This is a genomic window from Alcaligenes sp. SMD-FA (assembly GCF_025960365.1).
Lineage (GTDB): Bacteria > Pseudomonadota > Gammaproteobacteria > Burkholderiales > Burkholderiaceae_B > Alcaligenes > Alcaligenes aquatilis.
On record NZ_CP110108.1, the window covers coordinates 1,868,893 to 1,881,632 of the forward strand.

Genomic DNA, 12,740 nt, shown 5'->3' on the forward strand with positions numbered 1-12,740 from the left:
GGCCTTTTGATGTAAACCGTCTGGATTTTTGTAGTAAGCCACTCGGCCTAAGCTAAATGCTTCTTAAGAAAAAGCGTGCACAACAGAACAAACAGGGTGATGGCTTTATTCTTTCGGGGCGTAGCGCCGCCTGGTAGCGCACTTGCGTGGGGTGCAAGGCGTCGAAGGTTCACATCCTTCCGTTCCGACCAGATTTTGAAAGGCCTACAGCAAAAATGCTGTAGGCCTTTTTTCATTGTTTCGGGGATTTTGTGGAGATTCATTTTTCACCGATGACCCGGCCTTTTTCTCCGTGGCGTGACCACTGGCGCCTTTTCTGTGCTGTGAACAAGCTTCTTGATTTTGGCCTGAAGCTTGGGCAGGTCAGCGACACAATGCTGAAACCGGCATTCGCGGGACGTTGATATAAATCCACCCATTGCTCTGCTGCCCCGGGGCCTGGCTGCGCGTTATTCTGAGGCGTTCATGCGCGCCATCGGGTCGCCCTTGTGCGGAAGATCCATACGGGATCTTGTCCACGCTGGCCCGAAAAAACCGAACGGGCGACAGGATTCAAAACGACCAGCTTGCCCCTCGGTTCTTCATGCCCGATGCTTCAATACGAAAGGGCAAGGCTTACTGCTGCAACCACAGCAGAGCGTTCTGCGTCCTTGTAGTTTGCTTTCCCCTCCGTCACGGTAGCTGTGCAAAGGCAGGTGTTAGCAGGATTGGGAGTTCCATGCCCTCTAGTTGCAGTAGTCCTGCCACCCCGAGCGTGTGGGTGGGGGTATTGAAATGCTGCGGCTGGAGAGTCCGGCATTGGGTGTAGTTCGCTTGCTTATTTTGTAACAGTGCTATCTATATCCATGAAGAGCGATCATAGTGTCGTCAGGGAGATTTTTCCCTTGAATAATTAGGACATACATTGAAAACAGAAATTGGTATCGTGAAGTGGTTCAATAACGAAAAAGGCTTCGGCTTCATCGCCCCGGAAAGTGGCGGCAAAGACCTCTTCGCACACCACAGTGAAATTCAGGGTACTGGGTTTAAATCTCTTGAAGAGAACCAACGAGTTTCTTTCGTTGCAGGCGCTGGCCAAAAAGGCCCTTGCGCTACCCAGATCCAGATCATTTGATCCCCTGCTTGCCTGATTAGGCAAGTATTGAGTTGATCGGTTAAGGCCGAACCCTTTGAAACATTGGGTTCGGCTTTTTCGCGTTATGTTGCTCGATATCATCATGCGGGCACAGGGCTTGTATGCTCTCAGGCTGAGCTATGGTTGCCAGACGCTTGTTCTGGGCGGATAGCAGGGCTATGTAGGTCCTAGGCCAGCCCGATCTTGTCTTTGTTCGTTGCTTGGGAGAGGGGAGTGAAAAAGATGCTGGCTGCAGCGGCAATCGCTGCGCTTTGGGAAGTCCACGACCTCCATGAGTAACGTTGATGATGCGCGGACTCAACGAGCGTAATGTTCCGCTTTGATAAGGACGACAAGCTGATTGTTGACACCAGCACTGAAAGCGACATAGACATGGCCACAGGGATCGCTGTAGACGTTGAACCGGTTAAGAATCGCCCTGTAAACAGGAGTCCGGCATCGTCAGCCTGATACCAAAGAATAAGAAATGGGGTAGCGCCCAATAAAAAAACCCCTCTCGGGGCTTTCTGGTGATGGGCTCGTTACGTGAACTGACGTATCAGAACGGAAGGCCGGGGAACCGGTCTTTTAATTGTCGGATAAGGGTTTGACGCGTTGTGACCAAGCGAGAGGCAAGTGCTTGAGATTCTTTCATCGCCGAACGATTAGGTTCGCGTAAAGGGGATGTATGAAGCGGGCTGCGACTAGCCTGGTTAAGTTTTTCGTAGATAGTGATACCTTCTGTATGACTCCAAATTTCGCTCCAGCCTGGACATAGAAGCCTTCCAAGGCAATGGTATAGCGTTGAATTTGAAGGGGTAGTGAGATAGCGAGATTGCTATCGTTGAATGAGATCAATCTTATTGTACCAGTATGGGCGTTTTGACAATTGAATCATAGGATTGCTTTGTAACGCTTCCTCGAATTGAAGGGGGCTATGTTCGGGCCTAGCATAATCGCCCAGCACAAAAGCCTTCGGTGTGAACGGCACTCCAAAAGTTGGACACCCATCCAATCTTTGGGGGCTTTTCTATGCCGAAGTATGATGTGATGGCCCCGCGCAGCATCGATGATCACTCTCTGGCCGGACCTGTTGGCATAAAGTTTTGGCGAACGTGCATGGTGTAGGTCTTTCAAGCCTAAGGCGTTGGATCACCAGCGATCGAACTTATGGTGATTAGGGCTTGCGCGCCTAGGATGCAAGCGCAATCAGCGGCTCTGCCTCCTAGGATGCGTGATGGACTGCGAAGAGTCTAACGAAGCCGTTTGAGCCGATTTGGCTAATGCCTGCTATGCTAGACCAGCTGACAGGTTATCCGTGGTAATTCGACCTTTCAGGAGTGCCTATGTACGTTAAGGCATTACCGGGCATACCCCTGCCTAGTTCCTTCTGCCAAGAATAAACCGAGCGAACGTGAAACAAGATCAAATTTAACCAAACTGGAGAGATTTCCATGGGCACCAAAATTGTTACTGAAGCCGACCGTAAGCGTACTCCTCCTCCCGCTGCGCCCAAGGGTGTCACCCTAAGCACAAAAAGCCGGGGCCAACGTGTTAGCCAGGAGCGTGGCGCGCACACCCGCAGCAAGAAAAATCCGGGCAAGCGCGCGCATTCGGGTTAATTAGAGGACAAGAAAGGAAGAGTCAGGAGGCGCTCAGTTTTTACTGTGCGCCTTTTAGTTAGTTGCTTTTTACTCTCAGTCCGGTGGCTTCAACCTTAGTCACACCGTCAACTTTTTTAGCTGCCGCGACGGTTTTCTTATAGGCGTCTTCACTGGAGACCGTTCCGGCAATCATTGTGACGCCTCCTTTTGTCTCGACAGTAATGTTCTGACCCTGCAGTCCTTTGTCTTGTGCTAGAACAGCTTTAACTCGTTTAGAAATTTCTTCATCGTTGGCTTGTTCCCCAGCATTCGTCTTGTAATCGGCCACTTCCTGAGCGTTTGCTTCCCCTGGCGTTTTCTTCTCTAGCGTTACATTTTCTGGTGTTGCAGATAGATTTGGATGGGATGTCTTGTCATCTGCTATGGCGCCTGCGCTTAATCCAAAGCTCAGTGCTGAGGTAATCAGTAGTTTACGGATGGTCGTTGAATCAGTCATTTTTTCACCTAGCGTAAGTGGAATGATTTTCAAAGAGTTCGTTGCTACATAGCCATCACTCTCATCGTCTTTGAGGGCGGGAACGTCCGACGCATCGTGCACATCGCGCCGTGATCTCACTTTCCCATCTAGTGCTCCTTTTATGAAGGTTGATACAGGTAGCAGCTCAGCTCTTGCGAGCTGGCCAACGACAAATTGAGCCTCATTGCGTTTGGCTTTTACTGACTTTAACGCTAACTATATGCGCAAAACGGACAAAAAATTACGTGAGTAACTGAGTGTGGGGGCGCCATCTCTTACCGCGTCGGGAATCAGGGCTACTTTAGGAGCGTTTTTGTTTATTGATCACCAGACGGAGATAAACAAGCTATTTATTGGTTTATGACCTATCCTGTACTACTGGCCTGACATTTGTTGGGGTAGCCATTGACCAATGGAGGTCACAATGGACAAGAAAGGGAAAGCGCCTAAAAAGGCAAGTACACGCAAGTCTGAGCTTGCTCCACCGCAAGTGGGTTGGCCAACTCAGACTTCCAACGAGGGGATCAAGCGCGCCAGTGCTGCTCATGATCATAAACCCACAGGAAGAGGCGCGGCGCGGGGTAGATAAGCCCTGGAGACTCGAATGACTCTCTTTTAACCTGTCACAGAAAGGGCCTGCAATGTCATCATTGCAGGCTTTGTTGTTTAGTGTGTGCACGTATATCTTGCACGCTAGCTTTAAAAATCCTGTAACAGGCCCGGCCATAACTTAAAGCCCAGGCAAGCGCCCCAACGATCGCGTTCATACAACCACAATGTTTTGCAGTTGCTGCATTGGTATAAGGATTTTTTCGCTTCCCCATGGCCTGGTGATGAGGGGCAAGCGACCGTCATGAATTCGTGCTTGAGGCCGAGTGACGAGGATAAGGGTAAAAGCTGGCACAAAGTGCACAGATTACGCGAGCCTTGATAGGGCACTTTTTTCTCCTGAAGGGAGTGACTCCAGGCGTTGGCCCTAGTAGTGGGACGTTTTGTTGTTGTTAGCGTTGCCAGGGGCAAATCTATTGAGGAAAGCGGGCCGTCGCTGAGAGGTTTGACAGTCCTATTTGCAGACTCGTTGGGGCAAGTCTGCAAAAGCGACGTATTTGCCTTGCGGCGGGTTCCGCTCGGTAAAGCACTCAGAGCGAGTTAAAAATGGATGGGTTGTTTTGCGCTGGTGGTGGGGTGCGAGGTTTTTTGTCGCCGATAGGCTCATCATTTGCAGGTAGCGTTTGATCGTCTTCGTGGATCCGTTCGATTTCGACGGGACGTTTGTCGCGTGGGTCTGGGATAGGGGGATCGGCTTGGTCGGTGGCCGAGAGAAGGGGGAAGCGAAGCAAGTTAACTTTTCTTCCTATGGACCGGAGATTGTGTGTCATAGGCACTCCTGCCATGACTGGCGGGATGTCTCTCAGAGAGTCTGAGCAACAGCGCCAGTAGCGCCTTCAAGCAGTTATCGAGAAGGTCTACGTTCATACTAGGCTGATCGTTGAGATGCTCACCATGTTAATTTGTAAATCATTGTATTTTAAGGATAAGTATAGTCTTTACGCTTTGGTTTAATCCAGCTTGAAGCGTTGGGAAGGTCTATACCGAATGTTCATTCGACGGCCGCTTAGAGGGGGTGGTTAGCACACAAATGTCACCTTGCTTATGCATGGATTGAAAAAAGCCCACGCGATGGTGGGCTGCTTTTTCGCAGTGGAGGATTCGGGGAAAACAAGCCAAGGTCAGTAGGCGCCTAGGGAAAGTCGCTGCGCTTAAACTCGCCTTGATCGCGGGTCTCCACGCGTTTGCCGTCTTGATATTTCTCCAGGCGATAGGGGGCGCCGAACAGGTAGTCCCATTGCGTGCCATGACGCTTGCCGTGACGGTATTGGCTTATTTCCGATAAGGCGCCGCTATCGTGAAACCTGACCTGTACACCGTGGTAGTTCCCTTCATTGTCAAAAGGGATGATGGCAACCAGATAGCCCTGCTGCGAGTAGCCGTGCCATATCCCTACCTGATAGCTGTTACGGTACTGACCTTGGTAACGGGTCGACAAGGGGTAGGTTTCTATCCATTCGCCTTCCCGTCGGTCGTTTTGATAGTGTCCTTTTTCTGTAAGTTGGCCGTTCTCATAGCGGATGAACTCGCCATGGAGCATCCCATTTTTATAGTTTGATTGCTTCAACAATTGTCCATTGGCGTCGAACTCAGTTTGCTGGCCGTGCAGTTCACCTTGCTGGTTGTAGTGGCTAATGATCTGACCCCATGAGTTTTTGCTGACCCATTTTCCTGTCCTCTGGTCATTGGTGTAGTGACTGCTAGACATGGGCTCGCCAGCTTGATCGTAGCTGTGGTAGGGGCCATGACGTTTGCCGTGCCGATAGGAGGTGTGCTCAAGAGAGTCATACGCTTGCTGTACAAATAAGCCGTGTCGTTGCTTATCCAGGTGTTCAGAGCGTTCGATCAAGGTTCCCTGAGGGTTGTAGGCTTCGTGCAGCTGCCAACGCTTGTCCACTGAGGTGAGCTGCACAATATGCAGTTCGCCGGTTTCGTGGAACCACTTTTCTTGTTCTGCCAAACCGTATTCGGTCTTGATTTGTGTGCTTTCGTTTTTGGCGGCGTGGCTGGGCAAGGCTATAAGCATTAGTGCCGTCAGTGTGAGGGAGCCTAGAGTGGGGGCCAGTCTGGTGGTCAAGCTCATTGGATGGCCTCTTCAAGCGCCTTGAAATCGGGAAGTGGTTCGAATTGATGTTGCCAGGTTTTTGTAATGGGTGTGCCCGTTGCCTCTAGTTTTTCGACACGGTTTACGAGGCCCATAATCTGGATATGGCCGGACTCATCCACGTAATCAAACAGTTTGTCCCCCAGAGGACTGCCGACCACAGGCTGGGATCGGGGGGCGGTAATAGCCAACACCCTGTCCTGTTGATCGAGAAAGCGGTATTGGCGTAAAAAGCGCTTTATAGGAAGTGTGCGGGCGTGTTCCTCCCAGCCCTCTCCCAATAGTGCGGCTGCGGACACTTGCACACTGAGTTCAGGTAGGTTGATCGGTAGTGGCTGCCAGACGGGCGTCCCTTGGCAGGTGAGCGCGATGTGTGCCTTAAGGCCGTAAAAGTAGAGGCGTGCCTGATCGGAGGTTTGCAGTTGATAGACATACTGCTGCGGCATTCGCTGCGTAGCGCCATAGTTTGTGTTGTCAGCGGTGGGAGGGGGCGCAAAATGTAAGGGCGTGCCTTTTTCTGTCAGGCCACTGGTTTCTTGCAGCGTACAAAGCTCCGCTTGCTCGGGAGTCAGCGTGACGTAGAGGTCTGGGGCATCGGTGCTGAAGGGGGCCAAGTTCTCTAGCGTGGCAGTTTTGAACTCATCGTTTTGTTGAAAAGAGTCGAACAGCCGCTGTGTGGTGATGGGCGCAGCGGCGTTCTCGGGACGCGCCTGATTCAAATCGTAAAAACGTACCGTCTTGCTTTCAATAGGCTCGGGTGCGTAGTTTCTGTAGGTCAACGCAACGGCATCGGGCAAGGTATCGAGAAACTTGACTTTGAGCTCTTGGGGCAGGTGTCCTTGCAACACAATGGCCAGTAAGCGTTTTTCGCCTAGGCTTAGCCAGTCAGCCGCAGTCTGGTCATGTGGGTAGCGTAATTCCCCTTTGTCGATCTGTGTGACATCAGGGAAAAAATAGCCGGTCTCGCCCGGTATCAGTTGGATCAGGAACTCATATGGATTATCTGTGGGTTGCACGATGACTTTGGCCCCTTCAACCTCCACCTGTGAACCTTCCGGTTTGATCGGCACGGTGACCTGAATATGCTCCGTGGCGTGGTAGTTAAGCGTAGCTTCGATGTATTGCAGTTTTTCCAGAGCCTGGGCAGTCTTATCCCAACCTAGGGGCAGGATCTCAAGACTGGTTTCGGCATCATCATGGTCCAGGCCAGGGTGCTGGAAGGCGCCGGCAGCTTTGAAAGGGATAGCCAAGGCCTGATTGTTTTCATCGTAGGCGGCAAGGTCGCTGGCGCTTATTTCACCGACCATGTAAGGGGATAGGCCTAGATGCGCGTAGTGCAGCAAGAAGCGCTGGTCGTACGTGTCCAGCACGCCTTGTGTATTGAGCATGGCTTGTGTGGAGGACGACAGGGAGGGGACGGGTGGGTCTGTTTTTTCCTGCGTAATCAGCTCGTACCCCTCTGCATTTTCTAGAAACTGCAGATCATGATTAAAGCGCCAGCTCTCGGGGTAAATCGCGGACACAATCCTAAATGTTCCCTTGTCGCGCAGTTCGGGGGGCAAGGGGACGTGCATGACGACCGCCTGGCGCACCAGCCAACCTGTCTGGCGCTCAATGACGGCATAGCCAAAAATACGGGTGTGCGGGTCCGCAGTCTCGTCCTGATTTGTATCGGCAATCGCGAGCGTAACGAGCTCTGAGTCAAAATCCTTGACGGTCATGCGTATGTCAGGAAGGCCGTTTTGACCTTTAATGATTTGCGAGGCCCCTTTTTTCACCGCTAATTGATGCATGAGCCCTGGCCGAGATAACTGATCATTGAGCAAGTGATCCAACGTGGCCTTAAGCTCAGCTTTCAATTTCTGGCTGGAGGTATTGAGCGTGACATCGACCAACTGGTTGTTTTCTTTATCGACGGTTACGGTGTAGCCTTCTTTCAAGGCAATACGCAGCTCTTTTTCGCCGTAGTCGCCCTGTTCAAAACTGCTCATACCGCCATGTTTGAAGTTAAGGCGCATGTACTCCGGGCTAACATTCAGCTTGTAGGTGGAGGATTGATCCTCCACACCGTAATGCATCAGCATCTTGATGGACATGCTCTCGGAAAGCTGGCGTGTGCCACGCTGAACATCCACTGTCATGTCGGTATACACCTGATAGCGCCGTTCGTCACCGTCAACCGGGTGAAAAGTAAGCTTGGAACCAGGCCCGTCAGGAGAGCATCCGGCAAACATCAAGACGGTTAACGTCGCGGTAATGGCAAAACGCAAAACAATTCCCTTGCACAGTCAGTTTATTAACGCGCACTACCATAGTGTTTTGTAGGGGCCAGTTCAAGAAAGAGGCCGGTTTAATTCAAATTGAAATGGCTGGACAGAAGGAGTTACATCTTGGGTGATCGGCCAAGCGATAAACAGTTGTGTGAGGCCTTGTCGGAATTGTTTGTAGACAGGCCGGTTAATTACCAGGCGATTGCGAACGTGGCTAAGCACTTTTCGTCCCACTATGTAGAAAGGGCCTTGTTCGAGTGGGTGGCGCCGGTTTGTTATTCCAATGCGCTTGCCCCCATCCCTTCAATCTGGACCGGGTTTGAACCAGACCAACTCTGGCGCGATATTGTGGCGCATCGTCAGGCTCGTGCCGGTGCCGGTCTGTTCAGACGGGTGCGCTGGCATGCTCAACAGCGTTTCCTGCGCTATTACTTTGCCAAGGAGTGGCGTGAGCTGTCTCAGTACTTGTCATCGGGCACCCCCCCCATTTTTGACGATCGTTAAAAATGGGGGGTTACTGCTTCTCTTAAGCCTCAGTCTCTTGTGGCCAAGCATTGCCTCACTGCCAGTTACTGCTGTTTGCGTTGATGCAGAGGCCGATGAGTTGCTGGAATTGGGTGTGTACACGGTGTTTTCGTCGGCAACATCATCTGCCGTGATGCGACAAGCCTGGCAAGAGGCGTCCGCGTATCGGCGTGAGTTGCTGGCGCTTGACATTGAGGATGCCATGCTGGCTTGTCAAATTTATGCGCTCTGGTCTCGAAGTGTGGTCAGGAATCTGTCCATGGCCGATATTCTGATTATGCGTTGCTTGTCTTTACTGCCAGTAGCATAGGCCCACTGAACAGGTGTTTTGTGGCTTTTGTAGGCGGCGCTTGTGCTGAAATTTCTCTTACCAGAAACCATTATGAAATTTAAATTTCATAATGGGTTCTATGCTTTCATCGTCAGGATGCAGAAATTTATTCAAGCAAGGGTTTATCCCTTGTTTCTCTTTGAAAGCCCTATTTAAAGCCGTTCTTGGCCAAGGCTAGCCCGCCCGATTCTCCCTTTTTTGCTATCCCCAAGGGTAAATACGGAGCCAAATCATCGCATCCATAATTGAAATTTAAATTTTATTAAGTATTATATGAAAAACAAATTTCAATTTTAGGTTGTGTCATGGTCATCAAAGATTCGATCCTGGATATTCTCGATGTTCTGCCCAGTGCGGAGCGGCGTTTGGCCGATGTGGTCCTGTCTCATATGGGGCAGCTGGCGACTTACTCCGCTCAGGAACTGGCCGAGAAAGCAGGTGTATCGGCGGCCACCGCGGTACGCTTTTTCCGGCGTTTGGGTTTTAACGGTTTTAACGAGTTTCGGGTCACGGCCCGCGAGCAAATGGGTGACGGCGCTCCCTTCAAGCGTTTGCACTCCATGTCCAGCAGCGGTATTCAGGCCGATATGACGCCGTTTATCAATGCAGACGTACAGAACATTTCCACCACCTTCCAGAACATCACTGAACAGCATCTGGATAAGTTCACCCAAGCCGCTCTGAAAGCACGACGCATCTGGGTGTTTGGTTTCCGCAATGGCCAGATCCTGGCGTGCTATGCCCACTCTTTACTGCAGCAGTTGCGCCCGGATGTGCATCTGGCGGTGGGCACGGTGGCTCATCTGACCGAGCAACTGGCTGATGTGGAAGCAGGGGATCTGGCCCTCGTGATGGACTTTCGTCGCCGCTCGGTGCTTTTGCCTTCCTTGGTGGAGCATCTGCGGGGCGAGTCGGTACAGATGGCTTTTTTGACGGATGGCCTGGAAAGCTCCTTGCTGCGTTCGCAAGACATCGCATTCACGGTGGCAACACGCGGGGAGTACTTGTTTGACTCGCATACCGGCACGCTCAGCCTGATCAATTATCTGGTCAGCCGGGTGGCCCTGCAGGCCGAGACGCAGGTTGCGCGCAAGTTGCAGAAGATTGAATCCATCCATCGCAGTTTTCAGGACTTGAAGTCCAATAATTAAACCCATAAAAGTGGAGCAGACATGAACAAACATGCCGTTCGGGAGCAAGGCGCGGTGCAACTGTATCTGAACCCTCGTTGCGTTCAGGACAGCCAGGAGTACGACGCTTCCTTGCAATCGATTTTGTCGGTAGCCGCCTTCGAGCAGGCTCAGGCCAGCATTGTGCAGTGGCCCGGTTACGCACCTACCCCTTTGCGTCATTTGCCTGGTCTGGCCGCGCAGATGAAGGTGGGCGGGGTGTACTACAAGGATGAGGCCGGTCGTTTTGGTTTGGGCAGCTTCAAGGCTTTGGGTGGCGCTTATGCGGTCAACCGTTTGCTGCTGCGCCAGTTGCAAGCCCATACCGGCAATACCAGCCTGACGCTGGATGATCTGAAAAATCCTGCCTACAAGGACTTTATTGCTGGCTTGACCGTAACTTGCGCGACCGATGGCAATCATGGCCGTTCGGTGGCCTGGGGGGCGAAGAATGCCGGTTGCCAGTGCGTGATCTATATCCATGAACATGTCAGTACGGGTCGTGAGCAGGCCATTGCCTCTTACGGGGCCAAGGTGGTGCGCGTGCCCGGTAATTACGATGACTCGGTGCGTCAGGCCGCTGAAGATGCCAAAGAGCATGGTTATTTTGTGGTGTCCGATACGTCCTACCCTGGCTATATGGATGTGCCCAAGGATGTGATGCAGGGCTACACCGTTATGGTGCAGGAAGCCCTGGACCAGATCGGTTCGGGCAAACCTGTCAGCCACGTCTTTATTCAAGGTGGTGTGGGTGGTTTGGCGGCAGCGGTGTGCGCTCATATGTGGGAGCGCCTGGGTGCCCAGCGTCCTCGTCTGATTGTGGTTGAGCCCAACAAGGCCGATTGCCTGTTCCAAAGTGCTGTGCAAGGTAAACCCGTCACGGTCACTGGCGATTTGAATACGGTGATGGCCGGTCTGGCTTGCGGCGAAATCTCCTTGCTGGCCTGGGAAATTCTGGACCCTGGCACCTATGCCTATATGACGCTGGAAGACGATGCCGCCTTGCAAACCATGCGCCGTCTGGCCCGTGCCGATAAAGGGGATGCGCCGATTGTGGCGGGTGAGTCTGCTGTAGCCGGTGTGGCTGCTTGCATGGCTGCGTGCGAGCAAGCGGACTGGCGTCAGGCTTTGGGCATTGATGAAAACAGTCAAATCCTATTTTTTGCCAGCGAAGGCGATACCGATGCAGAGCTGTATCAGCGCATTGTCGGTATGAGCGCCAAAGAAGTGCTGGCTCAGGAGCCGGTATGAAGAGCCCAGCCAGCACATGTTTAGCCATTAATGGCGAACGCCTGCTGCAGCGTATTGCGCAGTTGGCGCAGATTGGCGCGATCGATGGGGGCGGCGTCTGCCGACTGGCCCTGACGGACGAGGACAAGGCAGGCCGCGATCAGGTGGTCAGCTGGATGCGTGATCTGGGCATGAGTGTGGAGATCGATCAGATCGGCAACATTATCGGGACACGCGCTGGCCGTCTGGATGTGGCGCCGGTTATGACGGGCTCGCACATTGATACCGTGCGTACCGGTGGACGCTACGACGGCAATCTGGGTGTGCTGGCTGGATTGGAAGTGGTGGCCAGCTTGAATGATGCCGACGTGCAGCTGGATCGTCCCTTGCAAGTGGTGGCCTTTACCAATGAAGAGGGCGCGCGCTTTGCTCCGGACATGATGGGCAGCCTGGTGTTTCAAGGTGGCTTGTCCTTGCAAGAGGCGCTGGACACCGTGGGCATTGATGGCAGCACCGTGCGCGAGAACCTGGAACGTATTGGCTACGCCGGTTCCGTGCCTTGCGGCCAACCTGATGTGCATGCCTATATGGAACTGCATATTGAGCAAGGTCCGGTTCTGGAGCATGAAAGCATTGATATCGGTGCGGTGACTGGTGTGCAAGGGATTTGCTGGCTGGAGTTCGAGGTGCAAGGTGTCTCCAACCATGCGGGCACCACGCCCATGCACCTGCGTCACGATGCCGGTGTGGTGGCTCAGCAGATTGGCAGTTTTGTGCGTCAGCTGACTGAGCGCTACGGCCCGCCGCAATTGGGCACGGTAGGGCGCTGCGAGCTGTTTCCGAATCTGGTCAATGTGATCCCCAGTAAAGCCGTGTTTACTGTGGATTTGCGTAATGTGGATAAGGCCAGCCTGGATCAGGCCGAGCAGGAGGTGCTGGATTTCGCCCGGCAGGCGGCCGAGCGTGAGGGCGTGCAGATCAAGCATCGCCATCTGGCCCGCTTTGATCCTGTGCAGTTTGATGAACGCTTGATCAGCAAGGTTGAGCAACACGCCAAGGATCTGGGCTGCTCGGTCAAACGCATGCCCAGCGGTGCCGGACACGATGCGCAGATGCTGGCGCGTTCCTGCCCCACAGGCATGATTTTTGTACCGAGTGTGCGTGGCCTGAGCCACAACCCGGCAGAGTTTACCCACGACAAAGACCTGATAGCGGGATGTTCGATTTTGCTATCGACCTTGGTGGAGTTGGCCCGTGAATAAGCAGT

General features: G+C 52.7%; 10 protein-coding genes and 1 tRNA gene. 7 read left to right on the forward strand and 4 right to left on the reverse strand.

Annotated features, from left to right (window positions below):
• The first annotated feature begins 114 nt into the window (after positions 1 to 114).
• From OKX01_RS08655 to OKX01_RS08665, 3 genes are all read left to right on the forward strand, one after another.
• Positions 115 to 191 (forward strand) — tRNA-Pro (locus tag OKX01_RS08655).
• A 713-nt stretch (positions 192 to 904) separates the two neighbouring features.
• Positions 905 to 1,114: a cold-shock protein gene (locus tag OKX01_RS08660; protein WP_094196604.1), complete on the forward strand. Its 210-nt coding sequence runs from the start codon at positions 905 to 907 to the stop codon at positions 1,112 to 1,114.
• Positions 1,115 to 2,568: 1,454 nt separating this feature from the next.
• Complete coding sequence (locus OKX01_RS08665; RefSeq protein WP_164461337.1) at positions 2,569 to 2,736, forward strand: hypothetical protein; 168 nt, start codon at positions 2,569 to 2,571, stop codon at positions 2,734 to 2,736.
• Positions 2,737 to 2,794: 58 nt separating this feature from the next.
• Here the strand turns inward: OKX01_RS08665 and OKX01_RS08670 are convergent, their stop codons facing one another.
• The 4 genes from OKX01_RS08670 to OKX01_RS08685 all read right to left on the reverse strand — a co-directional run bounded on the left by OKX01_RS08670 (position 2,795) and on the right by OKX01_RS08685 (position 8,089).
• Positions 2,795 to 3,316 carry a BON domain-containing protein gene (locus OKX01_RS08670; RefSeq protein WP_094196605.1) on the reverse strand — a complete coding sequence of 174 codons (522 nt, stop codon included), beginning with the start codon at positions 3,314 to 3,316 and terminating at the stop codon, positions 2,795 to 2,797.
• 1,058 nt (positions 3,317 to 4,374) lie between these two features.
• Positions 4,375 to 4,614, reverse strand: a complete 240-nt coding sequence (locus OKX01_RS08675; protein ID WP_159063916.1) for a hypothetical protein — start codon at positions 4,612 to 4,614, stop codon at positions 4,375 to 4,377.
• A 362-nt stretch (positions 4,615 to 4,976) separates the two neighbouring features.
• The gene (locus OKX01_RS08680) at positions 4,977 to 5,927 is read right to left on the reverse strand and encodes a toxin-antitoxin system YwqK family antitoxin (RefSeq protein ID WP_264672783.1); all 951 of its coding nucleotides are present in this window, start codon (positions 5,925 to 5,927) and stop codon (positions 4,977 to 4,979) included.
• The gene (locus OKX01_RS08685) at positions 5,924 to 8,089 is read right to left on the reverse strand and encodes a hypothetical protein (protein ID WP_264672784.1); all 2,166 of its coding nucleotides are present in this window, start codon (positions 8,087 to 8,089) and stop codon (positions 5,924 to 5,926) included. The genes OKX01_RS08680 and OKX01_RS08685 overlap by 4 nt, the downstream gene beginning before the upstream one ends.
• Positions 8,090 to 8,338: 249 nt before the next feature.
• Here OKX01_RS08685 and OKX01_RS08690 point away from each other — a divergent pair, with 249 nt between their 5' ends.
• The 4 genes from OKX01_RS08690 to OKX01_RS08705 all read left to right on the forward strand — a co-directional run bounded on the left by OKX01_RS08690 (position 8,339) and on the right by OKX01_RS08705 (position 12,735).
• Entirely contained in the window at positions 8,339 to 8,722 is a 384-nt protein-coding gene (locus OKX01_RS08690) for a hypothetical protein (RefSeq protein ID WP_264672785.1), read from the forward strand.
• A gap of 657 nt (positions 8,723 to 9,379) precedes the next feature.
• Entirely contained in the window at positions 9,380 to 10,225 is an 846-nt protein-coding gene (locus OKX01_RS08695) for a MurR/RpiR family transcriptional regulator (protein WP_051316192.1), read from the forward strand.
• A 21-nt stretch (positions 10,226 to 10,246) separates the two neighbouring features.
• Positions 10,247 to 11,494 carry a diaminopropionate ammonia-lyase gene (locus OKX01_RS08700; protein WP_264672786.1) on the forward strand — a complete coding sequence of 416 codons (1,248 nt, stop codon included), beginning with the start codon at positions 10,247 to 10,249 and terminating at the stop codon, positions 11,492 to 11,494.
• A complete protein-coding gene (locus tag OKX01_RS08705; RefSeq protein ID WP_264672787.1) occupies positions 11,491 to 12,735 on the forward strand; it encodes a Zn-dependent hydrolase in 1,245 nt (414 codons plus the stop codon). The genes OKX01_RS08700 and OKX01_RS08705 overlap by 4 nt, the downstream gene beginning before the upstream one ends.
• Positions 12,736 to 12,740 lie beyond the last annotated feature (5 nt).